General features: G+C 72.9%; 16 protein-coding genes. 6 read left to right on the top strand and 10 right to left on the bottom strand.

The genetic code is table 11. The features are described 5' to 3' along the window. Positions 1-4 precede the first annotated feature (4 nt). From O0S08_RS03170 to coaD, 3 genes are read right to left on the bottom strand one after another with little or no spacing between them, the layout of a single operon-like run. On the bottom strand, positions 5-205 hold the full coding sequence (locus O0S08_RS03170) for a hypothetical protein (RefSeq protein ID WP_269037471.1): 201 nt from the start codon (positions 203-205) through the stop codon (positions 5-7). Beyond that, positions 202-825, bottom strand: a complete 624-nt coding sequence (locus O0S08_RS03165) for a hypothetical protein (protein ID WP_269037470.1) — start codon at positions 823-825, stop codon at positions 202-204. Before O0S08_RS03165 ends, O0S08_RS03170 begins: the two co-directional genes overlap by 4 nt. Positions 826-841: 16 nt before the next feature. Further along, a complete protein-coding gene (gene coaD / locus O0S08_RS03160) occupies positions 842-1,366 on the bottom strand; it encodes a pantetheine-phosphate adenylyltransferase (protein ID WP_269037469.1) in 525 nt (174 codons plus the stop codon). Between the two features lie 21 nt (positions 1,367-1,387). Between coaD and O0S08_RS03155 the strand changes: the two genes are divergently transcribed. Together O0S08_RS03155 and O0S08_RS03150 are read left to right on the top strand one after the other, a co-directional pair. Next, positions 1,388-2,248, top strand: coding sequence for a tetratricopeptide repeat protein (locus O0S08_RS03155; RefSeq protein WP_269037468.1), 861 nt, complete (start codon positions 1,388-1,390; stop codon positions 2,246-2,248). 84 nt (positions 2,249-2,332) lie between these two features. Beyond that, the gene (locus O0S08_RS03150) at positions 2,333-5,596 is read left to right on the top strand and encodes a serine/threonine-protein kinase (RefSeq protein WP_269037467.1); all 3,264 of its coding nucleotides are present in this window, start codon (positions 2,333-2,335) and stop codon (positions 5,594-5,596) included. 210 nt (positions 5,597-5,806) lie between these two features. On the opposite strand, the gene O0S08_RS03145 is transcribed toward O0S08_RS03150, so the two are convergent. The 4 genes from O0S08_RS03145 to O0S08_RS03130 all read right to left on the bottom strand — a co-directional run bounded on the left by O0S08_RS03145 (position 5,807) and on the right by O0S08_RS03130 (position 10,679). Next, positions 5,807-6,133 (bottom strand): hypothetical protein, encoded by a 327-nt coding sequence (locus tag O0S08_RS03145; RefSeq protein WP_269037466.1) that lies wholly within the window; start codon positions 6,131-6,133, stop codon positions 5,807-5,809. A 43-nt stretch (positions 6,134-6,176) separates the two neighbouring features. After that, on the bottom strand, positions 6,177-7,232 hold the full coding sequence (locus tag O0S08_RS03140) for a phosphotransferase enzyme family protein (protein WP_269037465.1): 1,056 nt from the start codon (positions 7,230-7,232) through the stop codon (positions 6,177-6,179). After that, positions 7,229-8,962, bottom strand: a complete 1,734-nt coding sequence (locus O0S08_RS03135) for a peptide MFS transporter (RefSeq protein ID WP_269037464.1) — start codon at positions 8,960-8,962, stop codon at positions 7,229-7,231. The genes O0S08_RS03140 and O0S08_RS03135 overlap by 4 nt, the downstream gene beginning before the upstream one ends. Positions 8,963-9,896: 934 nt before the next feature. After that, positions 9,897-10,679 carry a tetratricopeptide repeat protein gene (locus O0S08_RS03130; protein WP_269037463.1) on the bottom strand — a complete coding sequence of 261 codons (783 nt, stop codon included), beginning with the start codon at positions 10,677-10,679 and terminating at the stop codon, positions 9,897-9,899. Between the two features lie 30 nt (positions 10,680-10,709). Here O0S08_RS03130 and O0S08_RS03125 point away from each other — a divergent pair, with 30 nt between their 5' ends. Beyond that, entirely contained in the window at positions 10,710-11,450 is a 741-nt protein-coding gene (locus O0S08_RS03125) for a hypothetical protein (protein WP_269037462.1), read from the top strand. Between the two features lie 739 nt (positions 11,451-12,189). Here O0S08_RS03125 and O0S08_RS03120 read toward each other — a convergent pair. The 3 genes from O0S08_RS03120 to O0S08_RS03110 all read right to left on the bottom strand — a co-directional run bounded on the left by O0S08_RS03120 (position 12,190) and on the right by O0S08_RS03110 (position 14,536). Beyond that, positions 12,190-13,026, bottom strand: coding sequence for a hypothetical protein (locus O0S08_RS03120; protein ID WP_269037461.1), 837 nt, complete (start codon positions 13,024-13,026; stop codon positions 12,190-12,192). Further along, on the bottom strand, positions 13,023-13,883 hold the full coding sequence (locus O0S08_RS03115) for a HEAT repeat domain-containing protein (protein ID WP_269037460.1): 861 nt from the start codon (positions 13,881-13,883) through the stop codon (positions 13,023-13,025). Before O0S08_RS03115 ends, O0S08_RS03120 begins: the two co-directional genes overlap by 4 nt. 437 nt (positions 13,884-14,320) lie before the next feature. Then, positions 14,321-14,536, bottom strand: coding sequence for a hypothetical protein (locus O0S08_RS03110; protein WP_269037459.1), 216 nt, complete (start codon positions 14,534-14,536; stop codon positions 14,321-14,323). A gap of 128 nt (positions 14,537-14,664) precedes the next feature. On the opposite strand from O0S08_RS03110, the gene O0S08_RS03105 reads away from it, so the two are divergent. From O0S08_RS03105 to O0S08_RS03095, 3 genes are all read left to right on the top strand, one after another. Beyond that, a complete protein-coding gene (locus O0S08_RS03105; protein ID WP_269037458.1) occupies positions 14,665-15,516 on the top strand; it encodes a hypothetical protein in 852 nt (283 codons plus the stop codon). A 188-nt stretch (positions 15,517-15,704) separates the two neighbouring features. After that, a complete protein-coding gene (locus O0S08_RS03100; RefSeq protein ID WP_269037457.1) occupies positions 15,705-16,853 on the top strand; it encodes an ankyrin repeat domain-containing protein in 1,149 nt (382 codons plus the stop codon). 441 nt (positions 16,854-17,294) lie between these two features. Continuing rightward, entirely contained in the window at positions 17,295-17,972 is a 678-nt protein-coding gene (locus tag O0S08_RS03095; RefSeq protein WP_269037456.1) for a hypothetical protein, read from the top strand. Positions 17,973-18,136 lie beyond the last annotated feature (164 nt).

Here is an 18,136-nt window from a genome sequence, read left to right as displayed (position 1 = left end):
CAATCTACCCCTGCGCCGGGCCCGCGGGAACCTCCCCGGCGACGAAACGACTGCAGCGCAGCACCGGCAGGCGCGGATACTTCGGCCAGCTCGGATCGCGGTCGTGCTCGGCGCAGCGCCAGAACGTCGACCCCTTGGCCGAGTCGATGCGCCGCCCCGACACGCAGCCGGCGCACAACCCCGGCGACGGTGAGACGACGGTCACGCGCCTCCCCGATCGGCCGGCGGCAAGATGAGCTGCTCTTCATGGGCGAGGATCCCGAGCCCCACCGCGAGGCGGGCCGCGAGCATGGTGCGCCCGCTGACCTGCCCGCGCCGCAGCGCCGAGGCCCCGACCAGGAGGCCCACGCCCCAGACCAACAGCGCCGCCATCTGCGAGCCGCCCTGGAGCAGCGCGAGGCCGATGAGCCCGCTCGCCACCCAGATCAACAGGACCATGCGGACCGCGCCCTGCACCGGCTCGCTGGCGTCCGCGGCCTGCCCGGCCACGCGCAGTTCGAACTCGCCCTCGACCACGCGCAGGCCGATCGCGTCGGGCCCGATCCGCAGGAACCGCAGCATCGGCTTGAGGCTGCGCATCATCTCCTCGGCCCGCAGCACCGTGCGCCCGCGCAGCACGATCGCCCCGTCGCCCGGGTCGCGCTCCTGCAGGCCGCGGCGGAACCCCTCGGTGTAGAGGTCGATCGCGGTCTGCCCCGCCGGCAGCCCGGCCTCGCGCGCGGCCGCCAGCTGCAGCGCGTGCTCGTCGCCGCGCCACGGCCGGTCCGCGCGCGCCAGCTGTCCCTTTGGACCTGCCTCTTCGGACATGTCGTTCGAGTCAGTCATCTTCAGACATGTCCTCTCATTCATCCCCCATCCGCTCGCGCATGGCCGCGGCCACCGGGCCGGGGACGTAGCGGGCGAAGTCCCCGCCGTGGCCGGCGATCTCGCGGACCAGCGAGCTCGAGACGAACTGGTGGGCCGGGCCGGGGATGAGGAACACGGTCTCGACGGCCGGCTGGAGGTCGCGGTTGGCGGAGGCGATCTGGAACTCGGGCTCGAAGTCGCCGTGGGCGCGCAGGCCGCGGACGATCACGCGGGCCCCCTGCTGCATACAGAAGTCGATCATCAGGCCGTCGAACTTGGCGGCGCGGGCGCGCGGCAGGTGGGCGATACACTCGGCGATGAGGGCCACCCGCTCGTCGACGCTGAAATAGCCGGTCTTGGTCGGGTGGCGCCCGACGGCGACGATGACCTGGTCGAACAGCCGCAGCGCGCGCTCGACGATCTCGACGTGTCCGCTGGTGATCGGGTCGAACGAGCCGGGGTACACGGCCGTGAGCGGGCGCGAGAGTTCGGTCGACGAGCCGGGTTCGGTGGCTGACACCGGCGCAGTATACTCCGCCGCATGCTCCGCCCTGCCGTCCTCGTCGCCGCCCTGCTCGCCGCTTGCGGCGGCACGCCGACCCCGCCGCCGCCGACCAAGGTCGAGGCGTCGGCGCACCCCTCGGAGCAGCAGCCGGTCCCCCGCGACGCGCACAACCCGTTCCGCCGCGCCGATCGCGACCCGCCGCCCCCGCGCTCCGAACCGCAGCTCCCGCAGGCCGAGCTCGACCAGGCGCTCGCCGCCGCCGCCGCCGCCCGCGCCGCCGGCAACGACGTCGAGGTCACCCAGGTCCTCCTGCCCTGCGCCAACAAGATCCCCAGGAGCACCCGCTGCGAGGGCGAACTGGCGCTGGTGCTCGCCAAGTCCCCCGGCCACAAGGCCGAGACCGACTACTACCTCAAGCAGGCGCTCGCCGACGACGACCCGACCGCCGACGCCGATTTCTACGGCCGCCTCGCCCAGGCGCTGCGGGCCGCGCCGATGCTGCCCGAGGCGGCCGTCGCGCTGCAGCGGCGCATCGCTCGCCTGCCCGAACCGACCGCCCCCGACTGGGTGGCGCTGGCCGAGGTGCTGCAGGGCTTGCCGCGGCGGGAGGCCGACGCGGCCGAGGCGCTGCAGCGGGCCTTCGAGCTGGCGCCCGGCGAGTTGAAGTACCTGCACGACGCCGGCGAGCTGTTGTCGCAGGTCCCGGGCCGGAGTGCGGAAGCGCTCACGATCCTGGAACGCTACCGCGACTCGATCCGCACCACCGAACCCGACGCGCTGCCCGCCCTGGAGCGGCGGATCGCGCAGGTGCGCGCCGAGGCCGGGCAGGCGCCGGCGCCCGCGCCGACCACGGCGCCTGCGCAGGGCAAGAGTGCGAAGCGCGACACCTCGAAGTAATCGCCGCCAATCGCGGCAGCGGCCCCGCGGGAAGGCGCGTAGTTTGACCAGCCGCCGCGCGATGTGCGACCCTTGAGCGCCCCCGTGGACAATAAGCGCAACGGTTCCGGTCCTCCTCCGCCCCCGCGGAACGGAGGTCATAAGCCTCCGCCTCCGGGCCGACCGGCGACGTTTCAGTTCACCGACGACGACGACGAGCCCCCGCTGCCCGGTCCGCAAGGGCCGGCGGAGAGCTTCCCCGAGCTGGCCGCCGACCTCGTCGACGAGGCGCCCGTCGAAGACGACGATTTCGCCGACTCCGGCCTGAACCAGGACCCCCAGCGCTCGCCGCCCTCGCCCCTGCGGGAACGCCGCGGCGCGTTCCTCGACGACGGCGAGATCGCGCTCCCGCCCGGCCTCTCGCAGGTCGTCCGCAGCCAGGCCAGCCGCTTCCCCTTCCGCGACGTCGTCGACGACGACGACGCCGAGCTCGGCGCCGCCTTGACCCCCGCCGACGACGAGCCCGCCCCGCCGTGGGCCGACGACGACGACGACGCGCCCACCACCGCCATCCCCGTGCAGCGGCCGGCGAGCGCCAGCTGGCCCAAAGCACCTGTCTCGAAGGCCAGTCGTGACTCGGACGACGACTTCGACGAGCCGCAGCGGCGGCACCCGCTCGCGGACATGGTCGCGGCCCAGCGCCGGGCCTCGCGCGAGGAGGACGACTTCGGCGACCTCAACGAGCCGTCGCGGGCGTTCCCGGCCGCCAAGCCGCGGCCGACCGCCGCGCCGCCGGTCGAGCAAGACGCGCCGACGATGAAGCGCCGGGTCGACTCGGCGGCCGTGGGCGCCGCGCTCGACCGCTCCGGCCTGGCGCCGGCGCTCGAGGTCACGCTGCACCCGATCGACGACGAGCCGCTGCCGCCGCCGCCGATGGCCGCCGCGCTGTCCGACAGCGAGACCTTGCCGCCGCTGATCGCCACCGGCTCGGCCCAGAGCGGGGTCGCGTTCACCCGCGTCGACGTGGCGTCGAACCTCGACGACGACGAGCCGGCCCCGCCGCCCGACGAGGCCGACGTCGACCAGCCGCTGTCCGCCCTGGCTGTCTCTCAGGACAGGCCGCGCCCCGGCACCCCGATCCGCGTCAGCGACCTCGACGACGACGACGACGACGACGTGGACGACGCCGGCGACAGCATGATGGGGCCGCCGGTCAAGCTGGCGCCGGCGCCCAGCGAGCCGCTCGGCGAGCCGTTCCCGCTCGACCTGTGGAGCGACCCCGACGAGCTGATCGGCCGCGACCTCGAGCGCTGGCGCCTCATCAAGCCGCTGACCCACGGCATCACCACCCGCGTCTACGCCGCCGTCGACGAGCAGAGCGGCCGACACGTGGCGATCCGCCTGCTCGGCCCGACCCACTCGCCGGCCGGCCGCCGCGCCCGTCAATTCCTCTACGAGGCCCAGCAGCTGATCAAGCTGCGCCACGAGTCGCTGGTCGAGGTGATCGACGCCGGCACCACGACCGACCACCTCACCTACTACGTGATGGAGCAGGTCGACGGCGACTCGCTGAGCGCCGTGCTGCGGTCCGAGGGGCCGCTGCCGTGGCAGCAAGTGGCGATCCTCGTCACCCAGATCTGCGAGGCCCTGATCGTCGCCGCCGAGCGGGGCATCGTCGCCACCGACCTCAACCTCGGCAGCGTCATCCGCCTGCACACCCACGACGACGAGGCGCGGCGGCGCCAGCCGATCAAGCTGCTCGGCGTCGGCATCGCCCCGGTCGCCAGCATCTACCGCTCGCTCGACGGCAACCTCGTCGAGTCCAAGGGCACCCCGCCCGGGCACGCCGAGTACATGGCCCCCGAGCTGGCCAGCGGCGGCTTCCCCGGCGAGAGCACCTCGGTCTACGCGCTCGGCGTGATGATGTACGAGCTGCTCACCGGCCGGACCCCGTTCCGCGGCGACAGCTTCCTCTCGATCATCAAGAAGCAGATGTACGACGAGCCGAACGCGCCGCGGCTGGTCGTCCCGCAGCAGGAGATCGCCGAGCCGTTCGAGGAGGTGGTCCTGAGCGCGCTGGCCAAGGACCCGTCGAAGCGCTACGGCACGGTCCGCGAGCTGCACGAGGCCGTGCTGGCCGCCCGCGCCCGCGAGGGCGAGCTGCGCCGGGCCACCGCGATCCTCGCGCTCGACCCGACCTTCTGGGACGAGGAGGCCGCGCGCAACGCCGAGCCGCCGGCCCAGGCCGAGCCGCCGCCGCTGGCGACCTTCACCAGCGACCTGCGCCTGCGCAACCCGGAGCTGGCCGCCGCCGTGCTCGACGCCCCGCCGCCGCCCCCCGCGCGGCCGGTCCGCAGCACCCCCGTCCCGCAGCCCCGCGTCTCCGCGCCGTCCGAGCCGCGCGCCATCCCGATCCCCGCAGTGGTCAAGAACGCCGCGCCGGGCGTGACCACCTCCTCGTCGTCGCGGCCCGAGCCGAGCATGATCCTCGCGCACCTGGCCCCGCCGATCCGCGCGCCCGAGCCGGTGCTGCCGCGGCCGAAGACCGCGCCCCTGCCGGTCATCGTCGTCGCCCCGCCGACGGCCGCAGTGCCGGCGACCAACTTCGTCCGCAACGTCAGCATCGCCGTCATCCTCGGCGCCGCCCTGCTGTTCCTCGTCATCCTCGCGTCGCGGCGCCAGAACCCGCCGCCGCGCAAGGACGACGCGGTCGCCGAGGCCCCGCGCCGGACCAAGGAGAAGGAAGCCCCGCGCCCGCGCAAGCCGACCCGGGACACCCGCAAGCAGGCCGACGAAGAGCCCGAGCCGATCGTCGTCGGCGCCTCCGGTGCGGCGCCTCAACCTGTCCCCGAGGCCATCCCGCCTCAACCTGTCCCCGAGGCCATCCCGCCTCAACCTGTCCCCGAGGCCATCCCGCAGCCGACCGCCGTGACCCCGGAGCCCCCGCCCGCCAAGGTCGAGGAGCCCCCGCCGCCCGTGCCGACAAAGGTCGAGCCCCCGCCGCCCGCCAAGACCGAGCCCCCGCCGCCCGTGCCGACAAAGGTCGAGCCCAAGGCCGAGCCCAAGGCCAAGCCCAAGCCCAAGGCGCCCGACAGCGACCTGCCGCTGCGCATCGAACCGATCCGCCTGAAGTCCTACTTCACCGCGATGGAGCCGCGCGTCGTCAAGGCCTGCTCGAGCAGCCCCGGCGCCGCCGGTGCCCGCGTCAACGTCAAGATCACCGTCGACGTCCACGGCAACACCAAGGCCGCCGCGCAGGACAAGTTCAAGGGCACCCCCCTCGGCAACTGCGTCGAGAACTTCGTCGAGACCAGCCGCTTCAACGAGAGCCAGCAAGGCGGCTCGCGCCTCCACACCTTCGCGTTCTAGCGGCTCTCGCCGCGCCACGTCCAGGCCGCCGGGTCCCACACGGCGGCCTCGTCGTCGCCCGACGCCGGCTCGACTGCTCGCTGCCCAGGTGGCAGGTCACCACGAAGCGCTGGCCCCGTAGACGGCGCCTTCGCGCTGCGCGCCGGTCACCTCGGCGCAGGAGCAGTTCCGCGGGCAGCTCGCGAGTGGTCGACTTCAGCCTCCCCCGGATCACGGCCGGTCGCGGATCAGCCCGAATTCCAGGCGATGGCCGCGGCCGGACTCCGGGCGCCAGCCTTCGGCCAGCGCCCGCGCCAGCATCTCGCGCACCATCGCGGGATGGACGCCGGTGGAGTGCGGCCGGACGTCGTTGTCGCAGCGCGTCACCCGGAGGTCGACGACCAGCACCGCCGGCGAGAGCGGCTCGATCCGCTGGATCGCGAGGGTCATCCGCGTGAGGCCGGCGGCCTGGGCGTCGGTCGGGCGCGGGCGGATCGTCCACGCATAGACCTCGTCGCCGACGCGGAACTTGCGGCTGCCGCGTGACTGCAGGCTCACCGGAGGAGGATCGCCGAGCCGGCGCCGCCTGTCGATCCGCCGCTCAGCGCAGCAGCAGTTCCGCGCGCAGCTCACGGGAGGCCAGGGTCGCCTGGTGCAGCGCCCACTGGCCCTTCGCGCGGTGCAGGTGGTGTTCGCCCGCGGCCGGGAAGCGCTGCGGGTCCCAGCCGAAGTAGCGCTCGTTGAGCGCGTCGGCGGCGAAGCGGGCGGTCAGCTCGAGCGCGATCCACTCGACCCCGTGGACCAGGTTGCGGCGCTCCACCGCCTCGAGCGGGAAGCTCAGCGCCCCCAGCCAGCCGTCCAGCGCCGCCGCGAAGATCTCCGCGTCGAAGCTCGGCGCTCCCCGCTCCTCGCCGGCGGGGTTGCACCACGAGCGCCAGGCGTCGCCGAGCTCGTGATGCAGCGGCATCGGGGCCACCGAGTCGAGGTCGATCAGGCAGCGCGCGGCGCCCTGTCCTTCGGGACCTGTCTCATCGAACAGCAAATTATTGAACTTCAGGTCGCCGTGACCGACCCGCAGCGGCGCCGGCGCCAGCGGCGGCAGCGTCTCGACCGCGGCGAACACCGCCGCGGCCAGCGGCGCCACCTCGGCGAACAGGCGGTGCTCGCGGTGGTCCGCGACCGCCTCGGCCAGAGTGCGCAGGTGGGCCGGCGTGTCGTGGAGCGTGCGGCGGACCGTGAACGGGTGGTCGAGGTCGGCCAGCGTCGCGTGGAAGCGGCCGACCAGCGCCCCCGCCGAGCGCGCCTGGGCCGGGCTCGCCACCGCCTCGAAGCTCACCCCCGGCACGCGCGTCATGGCGCGCCAGATCCCAAGGTCGCCGAGGTCCGCCCAGCGGCCGCCGGTCGTGGTCGTCACCAGGCGCGGGCTGGTCTCGCCGCGGCCGCGCAGGTGCTCCGTCACCGCGGCGATGTTGTCGTGGATCTCCGGGGCGAAGATCGGGTGCAGGCGCTGCAGCACGAATTCGCCGGCGGGCGCCCGGACGGCGAAGGTCGCGTTGATGAGCCCGCCGGTGAGCGGGCTGGCCGCGCCGCCCGCGAGCTCGGGGAAGCTCCCCAGCGCGCGGGCGATCGCGGCCGCGTCGGGCGGCGGGCGCGTCATTTCAGGTACTTGTTCATGACCCGGCGCAGGCGCGGGAGCATCAGCACGATCAGCAGCGACGCGACCAGGGCGCCGCCGAAGTTGATCAGGAACACCGCCGACTTGTGCTCGAACATGGTGAACAGGCCCGAGAGGATGCCGGACAGCTTGTTGCCGATCGAGGTCGACAGGAACCAGCCGCCCATCATCAGCGCGGTGAGGCGGGCCGGGCTGAGCTTCGACACCAGCGACAGGCCCATCGGCGACAGGCACAGCTCGCCGACGGTGATCACGCCGTAGGTGCCGATGAGCCACAGGGCCGAGCCCTTGTCGGCGCCGTTGTGGGTGACGAAGGTGGCGGCGACCATCACCAGGGTCGACAGCGCGGTGATCGCCAGGCCGATCGAGATCTTCGCCGGCGTCGACGGCTCCTTGTTCTTGCGCCGCATCAAGGCGAAGAAGCCGACCACGAACGGGGTCAGGAACACGACGAAGAACGCGTTGACCGACTGGAACAGCTCGGTCGACACCAGCTTGGTCTGGGCCGCCTTGCAGCTGGCCTCGGTCTCGGGCGACAGCACCTCGGCCTTGCAGGCCGGGGCCGGCGGCGGCGGCCACTCGCTCTTCGGCACGTTGTTGAAGTACGGGTCGGGGCCGAGCTCCTTGGCCGGCTTGCCGTCGGGCCCCAGGACGGGGTTGCCGTGGTCGTCGGTGATGGTGATCTCGCGCAGGCCGGTGTCGACGCGCTGGACGCCGCCGACGCCCTCGAGCAGCGGGGCAGCGGCCTCGGGGATCTCGCGCCGCGTGTAGCGGTCGGCCCAGGTGGTCAGGGCGTCGCCGTTCTGGTGGAAGATCGCCCAGAACGCGATGACCGCGGCGAACAGCGGCAGCAGGGCGCCGATCCGCTCCTGGTCCTCGCCGTCGGAGCCCTTCCACAGCCGGTAGTAGAACCACGTCACCGGCACGCAGGCGAACAGGAACGCGTCGTTGGACTTCGAGCCGAACACCGTCCAGCCCTCGCCGCCGAGCAGCGGTGGGACGAACCAGCCGAGCGCGGCGAACACCGCCGCCGGCCCGAACACCGCCGCGAGGATCTGCCCGACCGGCTGGTCGCCCGGCTTGGTCGGCTTGAGCACGTCGGCCTCGGCCGTGTGCTTCATGCCGGTGAGGAACCAGGCCACGCCGAAGAACATGCCGATGCCGGCCGCCAGGAAGGCGTAGCCCCAGCCGTAGGTGTTACGCAGGTACGCGGCGACGAAGTTGCAGACGAAGGCACCGATGTTGATGCCCATGTAGAAGATGTTGAAGCCGGCGTCCTTGTAGTCCTTGTACTGCTCGTTGTTGTACAGGTTGCCGACCAGGGTCGAGATGTTCGGCTTGAAGAAGCCGTTGCCGATGATGATCAGCAGCAGCGACAGGAAGAACCACGGGCCGTAGCCGGGGATGGCCAGGCCCGAATAGCCGAGGCCCATCAGCACGCCGCCGATCACGATGGCGCGGCGATAGCCGAGGACCCGGTCCGCCAGCAAACCGCCGATGAACGGCGTCAGGTACACCAGCGCGATGTAGGTGCCATAGATGTCGCTGGCCTGTTGCGGCGCCAGCCCCAGCCCCGACTTCGCCGGCATCGCCGCGTCCGCACCCGCCTTCATGTACAGGGTGAAGATCCCGAGCATGAGGTAAAAGCCGAAGCGCTCCCACATCTCGGTGAAGAACAGGACCGGCAGACCGCGCGGGTGGTTCTTGAACATCGGGGCCACGATAGGGCCCGACAAGCCCGCGCGACAAGAGCGAATCCGGGGCCCGGCGGCCGGAGCGCGGCCCGCCCACACAGCCTCGCCACCAATCACCCGGCCTTCCCCGCCCGCCGCCCGCAGCGCCCACGCCGACTCACGCGCACGCCGTGTGAGGGGCCGGTTCGTGGCCCGCAAACCACTGCGCAGCCGCATGCACCACGCCGCGGCCGCGGGCTGCGAACGTGCATTCACCGTCGACCTCGCCGCGACTTTCTCCGCCGACAGCTCGCGCGGACGGACCGCTGATTCGCGGCCCGCAGCTGCGCGAAGCGACCGACGCTGGCCCTCGCCCTCTCCTCAGCGCCAGGCGAGGCCGGACGGACCGCTGATTCGCGGGCACGCAGCCACGCGAAGCGAACGGGCGAGGCCAGCCGGACCGCTGATTCGTCGCCCGCAGCCGCGCGAAGTGAACGACGCCTGTCCGGGGCGAGAGCCAGCCGGACCGCTGATTCGCCGCCTGGAGCTGGCAAAGCCGACGACGCCGGTCCCTCACCTCCCACGCAAGCACCAGTCGGACCGCTGATTCGCCGCCTGGAGCTGGCGAAGCCGACGACGCCGGTCCCTCACCTCCCACGCAGGGGCCAGTCGAGCCGCCGATTCGTCGCCTGGAGCTGGCGAGCCGACGACGCCGGTCCCTCACCTCCCACGCAAGCGCCAGTCGAGCCGCCGATTCGTCGCCTGGAGCTGGCGAAGCCGACGACGCCGGTCCCTCACCTCCCACGCAAGCGCCAGTCGGACCGCTGATTCGCCCCGCCGCTGCGCGAAGCCGACGACGCCGGTCTCCTTACCGCACCTCGCGCCGCGCAAGCACCAGCGGGACCGCTGATTCGCCGCCCCTGCGCGAAGCCGACGACGCCGGTCCCTGGCGAGCGCCGCGCCCAGCGGCCGCTTACTTCTGCGGCTGCGGCTGCGGCGCGAGGCGGGCCTCGAGGGCACGGATCCGGGCCAGCACGTCGGCGTGCTCGGACGACTTGGCCCAATTGGCCTGGATCGAGGCCATCTGCTCGTCGTACTGGCGATACATCACCCGCGCGCGCCGCAGCCGCTCCGGGTCGGGCGTGACCTCGTAGCTGCGCTCATAGACCACCGCGAGGTTGAAGATCACCGCCCCGAGCACCTCCGGCGCGGCCGGGTCGTTGCTGCTGCGGATCAGCTCGTAGGCCGCGCGGAACTTCTGGATCGCCACGTCGAAGTCGGTCAGCTCGTAGGCCTTCTGGCCCTCGTCGTAGAGCTTGCGGGCCTTGGCCATCGGGTCGCCGGGGCCGGGCGTGATCGTCGACGGCGGCGGCGGCAGGGGCCCGCCCAGCTCGGGGTTCGGCGCGGCCCCCGGATCGGTCGGCGCCGGGCCCGGCGGGGGGCTCGGCGCCATGCCGACCACGCGGGCCCCGACCACCTGGCCGGGCTCGCCGTCGCGGCGCAGGGTGATCTTCGCGTCGCGGTCGACGTAGACCTGCGCGGCGACCTCTCGCCCGTCGGGCCACTTCGCCCGCAGCGCCGTCGGGTCGTCGTCCGACACCGACCAGCGCTGGTCGCGGCTGGTCTCGCCGTTGACCGTGACCTCGGCGCCGGCCGGCTCGGTGTCGACGCGGATCACGTTGCGCGCACACCCGAGCGTGGCCGCCAGCGTGAGGCACCCGAGGGTCGAGGCGATCGCAGAGCGTGTGCCTGACATGCGCGGGGTCAGGATACACTCTCGCCGGCGATGGAGAAACCCGGCCCGTGGCCGCCCCGGCCCCAGCTCGACGCCCTCCACGCGCGCTACGTGGTCGAGGTCGTCGAGGAGCTCAGCCTGTGCCCCTTCGCTCGCAAGTGCCGCGAGCTCGGGCGCCTGCACCGGCCCACCTTCTTGAACCCGCCGAGCCCGCACGAGGCCGCGCGCCGGCTCGCCGACCTCGTGACCGCGCATCCCGACGCGGAGGTCGTGCTGCTCACCTTCATCACGCGCGGCGCCCTGCCCGGCACCCCGCCGGCTCCGACCGCGAGCGAGCGCGCCTTCGCCGACACCGAGCACTTTGAAGAGTTCGTCCGCGAGGTCCGCGACGTCTACGCCGGCCTGCCGCGCGCCCCCGCGCGCTTTTACATGGTCGCGTTCCACCCGGCCTACACCCGCGTCGACGCCCGCCGCCCGCTGACCCCCGACTCGCTGGTCCCGCTGCTGCGGCGCACCCCCGATCCGGTGATCCAGTGCATCCGCGCCGATCTCCTCGACCAGATCCGCCGCCAGGCCCAGACCGCCGCCGAGGCCCGCTTCCGCGAGGAGATGGCCCGCCTCGGCCCCGAGTTCCTGATCCTCGCCGAGCGCGCGATCAAGGCCGACCCCGAGCTCAGCCAGGACATCGCCCGCCACAACTTCGACAGCGTCGGCAGCGGCGCCGGCCGCGACCAGCTCGAGGCGACCATCGCCGACATCCTCGCCCGCCGCCGCGAGCTCGAGCTCGACTGATTAAAAAAATACATCGCCCGCCACGACTTCAGCCGTGGCCGCGAGGTCGAGGCCGCGAACCCCGACATCCGCCGCGAGCCCCGACTCTGTCGAGGACATCGCCCGCCGCAACTTCGACAGCGTCAGGGCCGACCGCGAGCGGCTCGAGGCGACCCGCACCAAGATCCCGCCACGAGCTCGAGCTCAGCGGACGAGCCCCTTCCAGGCCGACCCGAACTCGCCCAAGACATCGTCCGCCACAACTTCAGCGTCAGCCTCGGCCGCGAGGCTGGAGGCCGCGAGCACCGACATCTCGCCGCGAGCCCGGACTCTGTCGATGACATCGCCCGCCGCAACTTCGACAGCGTCAGGGCCGACCGCGAGCCGCTGGAGGCGACCCGCACCAAGATCCCGCCACGAGCTCGAGCTCAGCGGACGAGTCCCTTCCAGGCCGACCCGAGCTCGCCCAAGACATCGCCCGCCACAACTTCGACAGCGTCAGCCTCGGCCGCGAGGCTGGAGGCCGCGAGCGCCGACATCCGCCGCGAGCCCCGACTCTGTCGAGGAGCCCTTTCGAGCCCGAGCCCGAGCTCAGCCAGGACCTCGCTCGCCCCAACTCGACAGCGAATGCGTCGACGTCCCGCCGCGAGCGCGGGCTCGCCTCATGCGTCCTTCAGGACATGCCCTCAAGAGCATGCCGCTTCGAGCATGTCGATTCAGACATGTCCTCTAAGACATCAATCATGAGCACCGCCCGACCTCACGCGCCGGGCGCCTCGACGTCCTGCCCCGCCCCGCCGCCCTCGAGCTGCGCCAGGGCCGAGGCCGCCGCGCGCCGCACCACCGGCGTCGGGTGCTGCGCGGCCAGCTGCGCCAGCGGCCCGGCCAGGCTCGGGTCGCCGAGGAGCCCCGCCAGCCGGCACAGGGCCATCCGGCCGCGCGTGGCCAGCCCGGCGATCGCGGCGACGCGGCCGGCCTGCAGGTCGAAGTAGTGCTGGCTGACGAGGCTCGCCTCGGGCGGCACCAGCATCAGGTTGAGGGAGATCGACAGCTCGGGCGGCGGCGCCTGCTCGTGCACGTCGCGCGAGGCCCGGTACAGCATCACCTGCCCCGGCGCGAGCGTCGTCCGGCCGATGAACCGCAGCTCCACCGGCGCGCCGACCTCCTCCGCGAAGCTGCCCGGCTCGACCTCGTAGAGCGCCGTCTCGTAGCCGGGGCCCCGGTAGCCGACGGTCAGGAACGAGAAGTTGTGGTCGTGGCCCAGCGCGTAGAAGTTGACCCGGTCCTGCAGCTCCGGCTCGTCGTCCACCCGCGGCGTCCACACGTTGGCGCGCACGAACCAGCCGCGGCCGCGGGCCAGGATGAAGCTCGGCGAGATGTAGTCGTTGTCGGCCTGGAAGCGCGCCGGGTCGCGCAATTCTCGGCCGAGCAGCGCCCCGAGAAAGCCGCGGTCGTTGGCCAGCGCCGCCAGCATCGGCGCCGACGCGGCCGCGCTGTCGAGGTCGCGCACATCGACCTCGCGGCGCACGTGCTCGACGTACTCCGCCAGCGAGATCGTCCGGTCCGCGGCGGTCGCCAACAAAATCGGCACGCTCACGCCTCCCCTTCGTCGAGGCCCGCCAGCCCGCGCCGCGCCGCGTTGCGCACGTGCGGGTGCGGATCGGCGAGCGCTCCTCGAAGCAGCACCAGCCCGCGCTCGCGGTCGAGCCCTGACACCGCCCGGATCGCGCTCCAGCGGACGTGATGCGCCGGATGCGTCGCCAGCCCCGCGATCGCCTCCGCCGCGTCCGGAGGCTCGAGGTGGACCAGAGTGCCGATCGCGTACTCGAGGTGACTGGCGGCCAGGCTCGCCGGCGTGGGCCGATGCGGCCGCAAGCTCGCGCGCTCGTACGTCCAGCGCAGCCGATCGACCGGCGCCGACGCGAACACCAGCGCGTACGCCGGCGCCGACGCCGGCGCGAGCTCGACGACGTCGAACCACGCGCGCTGGCGCAGGACCTCGCCGCGCCGCAACGTCCGCGCCCCGAACGGCTCGAGCACGAGCGAGACATCGAACACGTCGCTCGGGTGCGGCCGCGGATGACGAAACAGCTCGACCTCGATCGCCTCGGGCCAGAACGCCCCGACGAGCCGGTGTCGCGGCGATCCGTGGAGGATCGCCGGCCGCCCGTCGTCCACCTCGGGCGCCGTCACCAGCGTCAGCTCGAAGGCCTCGCCCGCCGCGATCACCCACACGCCCTCGAAGCTGTCCTGAACATTGCGCGCCGGGTCTGCCACCAGCGCCGTCAACTCGCGCCGCACCAGCTCGTGCAGCCCCGGCGAACCCAGCAGCGCCGCAAACGCGTCCGCCCGGGCGAAGAACCCCTCCGCGTCCTCCGCGACGCTCGCGTCTGCCACCAACATCGCCAGCTCGGGCCAGCGTTCCAGGCGCTCCTGCAAGCGCTCGGGCGTCATCGCCGGCCTCCCCGCGACGACGCTCCTCGTCGACCGCGAATCCCGAGCGGCGACCTGCCCTCCGTCGCCGCCCGCGGACGCTCACACCTCATCGCTCCCCATCCTGCAATGCCACGCAACGCCTCGCCCCCACGCGACCGCGAGCGCTCCACCCGGGCCGTCGCTTGCGATCCTTAGCGACACGAAACATCGCTTCGCCCCCAGTCGAAGCCGGTCCATCCTGGATGACAGCGAGCGCCCCGCCGCGGGCCTCGTCGCTCGCAATCCTTCACGCCTCATCGCCAACCGCCACGAACACCGCCTCGCACCATTCGAACACAGGTCCATCCTGGATGACGGCGAGCGCGACGCCGCGATCCTTCGCGCCTCGTCGCCATCCGCCACGAACAACGCTTCGCGCCATTCGAACACCGGTCCATCCCGGATGACCGGTTCGTTCACGGCGTGTTGCTGCGATCGGTGCCGCCGGTGCCCTCGCCCCCGAGGTCGCCGGCGCGCAGGCTGGTGCGCACGTGGAGCACCCCGTCCTTGCGGACCTGCAGCGGCCCCTCGTCGGCCGCCAGCGGCGCGACGGACTGTTCGAGATCGGGGAGCCGCGGCGCCGCTGGCCGACCGCCAGCCGAGCCCTTGTTATTTCTATGAAAATTGAACATGTCGACCTCTCGGCCACACCGGGAAAGCACCGGCGTTCGCTGACGACGATACGAGCGGGCCAGCGGCGGGGCAACCGTGACATTCGAGTCGTGCCCCTGCGAGATCGGACGCGCTATCCTCCGCGCGCATGTCCGAACGTCACGTGCAATGCAGCGCCTGCGGAGTCATCCGCCCCGAGAGCGAATCGCACAACGTCCCGACCTTCGCCGCCGCCGACGAGCGCTACGTCGACGGCTACTACTGCAGCGCCCACGCGAGCGCCGCCCTCGACGATGCCTGCGCCCACGTCGCCGGGCTCGATTTCGCCGACGACGCGCGCGACGACCTGACGCCGCTCCTCACCCTCCACGCGCTGGTGCGCGCGCGCGGCCTGATGAGCGAATCGCTCGACCCTCCCGCCTCCGGCGAGGGCATGGATCGCGTGCGCAACGAGGCCCTGGCGCTGCTCGACCTGCTGAGGCACACCCGCCTGCCGATCGTCGAGCCCTCGGCGCTGTGTTCGGGCTGCTATCGCCTGGTGCCGGCGTCGCAGGTCCGCGTGATCCCGTGGTTCAACGACAGCGCCGCCGACTTCGTCACCACCTTCCGCTGCGGCGACTGCCTGGCCGGCTCGCTGGCCGACACGCGCGCCCGCCTGGACGGCGGCGGGGCCCGCGAGATCGCGCAGTTGGCCGAGTTCTTCCAGCGCCACGCGATCACGATCCTCGAGCACCGCCGCGGCGACCCCCCCGAGGTCGTCCGCCCGCTGGTCGCGCAGACTCTGGACCTCGTGGCCCGCGGCGAGCTCCGCCTCGAGATCGGCGAGACCGTCCCGCTGAAGGAAGCCCTGTCCGTCTCCGCTCCCGCGGCTCCGCCCGCTCCCGCGGCCCCGCCCGCTCCCGCCGCCCCGCCCGCCGCTTCGCCCGCCGGGCCCGAACCGCGTCCTGCCCCCTCGCTGTGGCAGCGGATCCGCCGGGCCTTCGGCCGCGAGGGGGATTGACCTTCAGGACATGTCCTATAAAACATTGTAAAAAGGTCATGTCCTGGAAGACATGCACCGACTTGCGCCCTCGACCCTGAGGCTTCGGAGCGACAACATATCGTGAGCCAGGCGACACGAGGTCGCACTGTCGTCGGCCCGCGGCGGCCGTCGGTCCGGCCTGGCCTCGCGTACACTGCGGCACGGTCATGGCACCGGATGAAATCGAACCGATGGTCGACGCTCCGCTGCTCGAGGCCGTGCGCGCCGGCAGCCTCGACGACGTCCGGCGGCGTCTCGCCGCCACCACGTCCGACCTCGACACGCGGAACCACGCGTACGGCTACACCGCGCTCGAGCTGGCGATCGCGCTGGGGCGCGTCGACGTCGCCCGGCTGCTGCTCGACGCCGGCGCCGATCCGAACGCCCCCTCGGCCAACGACACCGACGCCTTGACGGTGGCGATCGAGGAGTTCGGCGAGGAGGCGCACCCGTCGATCGAGCTGCTGCTCGCCGGCGGCGCCCGCCCGACCGACGCGGCGCTGCTGGCCGCGGCCCAGGCGGGCGACCTGTGGGCCGTCGATCGCCTGCTCGCGGCGCTGCCCTCCGAATCCGCCTCGGTCCGCGACCTCGACGCGATCGAGGGCGCCCTGCTGGCGGCGGCGGTCCGGCGCGGCGATCCGGCCCTGTTCGAGCGCGTGCGCGCCCGCAGCGACGAGGTGTCCGCGCACTACCTGCAATGGGCCTTCGAGGCCGCGGCCGACAGCGGTCAATCGGGCATGTGGGGGCGCCTGCTGCAGCTCGGCGAGCCCGACCTGCCGCGCGCGCTGCGTTCGGCCGCCCTGGCGTTCCTGCGCAACGGCACCCCCGCCCAGTACGACATGCTGCGGCGGATCACCCGCGCCGCGGGACAGGCCGCCGCCGGCCAGCTGTTCGCGTTCGCGGTCACCTGCGGGCTCGACGTCTCCGACCGCACCGAGGCCCTCCTCGCCCTCGCCCGCGAGTGCCACGGCGACCTCGACGCCCGCAACGCCGAGGGCATGACCGCCCTGCTGATGGCCGCCGACCGCCATCACATCCAGCACATGCGCCGCCTCATCGCCCTCGGCGCCGATCGCCACGCCCGCGACGCCACCGGCCGGGGCCTCAGCGCCTACGTCGAGCGCTGGCCTCAGAGCGTGCGCCTGGCCGAGGCCCGCGCCTACCTCACCGAGCTCGGCGTCCCGAGCGAACCTCCCGCGACCTCGCAGCACGCCGCCCCGCGCGACCCCACCGGCGCCGCCGCGCTCCTCGGCCTCGCCATCGCCGTAGCGATCGTCGCCGGCGTGCTCCTGCTGCACGCCCTCGGCCTGCTGTGACCGGGCGCCGGCCGACGCCGACGGCTTCGTCGCTCGCTCGAGGACATGTCCTCCAGGGCATGTCCAATTCGCCCTGTCGCGTGCATGTCTCTCGCCCCAGGATGTTTTTGGAGCATGTCTCTCGGAACATGCTCCTCGGAGCACCTGATTTCCCCTCGATCTGCCGCGCCGGGAGCGGCCGGGCGGCTTCATCGCCGCGCTGACGAGCGCGGGCGAGTCCCGCAAGCGCCCACCCGGGCCCCCGCCGGACGACAGGCTCGGAGTCCGCCGCACGTGCGCACCCGGACCCGCCGCGCGTCGTCCATGCTTTCGCAGCTCCGGCAACTCCGTCGCCACGCGATCTCGTCGGACCCGCACGACTTCGGCGCGGCGGCCGTGTACCCTGCACCCATGCTCGGCCGCCGCGCTTCATCGACCGCCGGGTGACAAACGAGCGCCCCCATGTCGAGCGACCGATCGAGCTTTTTTGGGCTGTCCCCTGCGATCCCTCTCGCGCTGCTGTACGCGGTCGGCCTGTTGCCCGCGTGCTCCGCCGGCACGAGCAGCTGCGAGGTCGTCGAGAGCAGGACCCTCGCCGACGACGAAGCCTCGCCGGAGGGCATGAGCGCCCTCGACGTCCTCGAGCTGACCCAGCCGCACCTGCTCGCGCTCTCCTGGCTGCGGACCCCCGACGGGCAGAACCCGACCAACGCCGATCCGGACGCGACGGTCAGCGTCGACGTGGCGATCGAGCGCGCCCCCGGAGCCGTCCGCCACGTCGTCACCGAACAGACCGGCAGCACCGAAGAGAACGCCCACTGCGGCGCCAACCTGTACATCCCGGTCCGCCTGACGATCACCACCAGCGACGGCGCCCTGCAGGACAGCTTCACGGGCGACCTCGTCCACGGCGCGGAGCGCCCGGGGGCCCCGTGGATCATCGCCCGGTTCGAGTTCGCCGATCTGAGCGGCACGCTGCGGCCGACCGCCGCCGGCGCCTCCGGCGAGGTGCACGTCGAATTCGCCGCCGAACCCCGCGGCTGGATCGCCGTCCGTGACGAGGTGCGCGGCCAGGACGCGGTCACCGAGTCGTGGGTCATGGCCGGCTCCTGGGGCGACGTCCCGCCGCTCGAGAACTGACGCGCGCCCGCGAAGGACATGTCCCATCGGTCATGTCTTATCAATCATTACCGATTGTTCATACCGCGCCGCCTCGCGCGGCTCCGCCCGGCCGCGCGCCTTCGAGCCCGGGCGCGGGCAACCGCGCCCTCTCATGCGGGCGGGTGGCGGCCGGGCGCGCGGGC

Source organism: Nannocystis punicea, assembly GCF_026965555.1.
Classification (GTDB): domain Bacteria; phylum Myxococcota_A; class Polyangia; order Nannocystales; family Nannocystaceae; genus Nannocystis; species Nannocystis punicea.
The sequence above is the reverse complement of the archived record's forward strand: the minus strand, read 5'-3'. Positions and strand labels throughout refer to the sequence as shown.

Excerpts from the sequence above, each read along its gene's own strand:
- O0S08_RS03165 (WP_269037470.1), bottom strand. The coding sequence starts at position 825 with ATGACTGACTCGAACGACATGTCCGAAGAGGCAGGTCCAAAGGGACAG.
- O0S08_RS03155 (WP_269037468.1), top strand. The coding sequence starts at position 1,388 with ATGCTCCGCCCTGCCGTCCTCGTCGCCGCCCTGCTCGCCGCTTGCGGC.
- O0S08_RS03140 (WP_269037465.1), bottom strand. The coding sequence starts at position 7,232 with ATGACGCGCCCGCCGCCCGACGCGGCCGCGATCGCCCGCGCGCTGGGG.
- O0S08_RS03135 (WP_269037464.1), bottom strand. The coding sequence starts at position 8,962 with ATGTTCAAGAACCACCCGCGCGGTCTGCCGGTCCTGTTCTTCACCGAG.
- O0S08_RS03130 (WP_269037463.1), bottom strand. The coding sequence starts at position 10,679 with ATGTCAGGCACACGCTCTGCGATCGCCTCGACCCTCGGGTGCCTCACG.
- O0S08_RS03125 (WP_269037462.1), top strand. The coding sequence starts at position 10,710 with ATGGAGAAACCCGGCCCGTGGCCGCCCCGGCCCCAGCTCGACGCCCTC.
- O0S08_RS03115 (WP_269037460.1), bottom strand. The coding sequence starts at position 13,883 with ATGACGCCCGAGCGCTTGCAGGAGCGCCTGGAACGCTGGCCCGAGCTG.
- O0S08_RS03110 (WP_269037459.1), bottom strand. The coding sequence starts at position 14,536 with ATGTTCAATTTTCATAGAAATAACAAGGGCTCGGCTGGCGGTCGGCCA.
- O0S08_RS03105 (WP_269037458.1), top strand. The coding sequence starts at position 14,665 with ATGTCCGAACGTCACGTGCAATGCAGCGCCTGCGGAGTCATCCGCCCC.
- O0S08_RS03100 (WP_269037457.1), top strand. The coding sequence starts at position 15,705 with ATGGCACCGGATGAAATCGAACCGATGGTCGACGCTCCGCTGCTCGAG.
- O0S08_RS03095 (WP_269037456.1), top strand. The coding sequence starts at position 17,295 with ATGTCGAGCGACCGATCGAGCTTTTTTGGGCTGTCCCCTGCGATCCCT.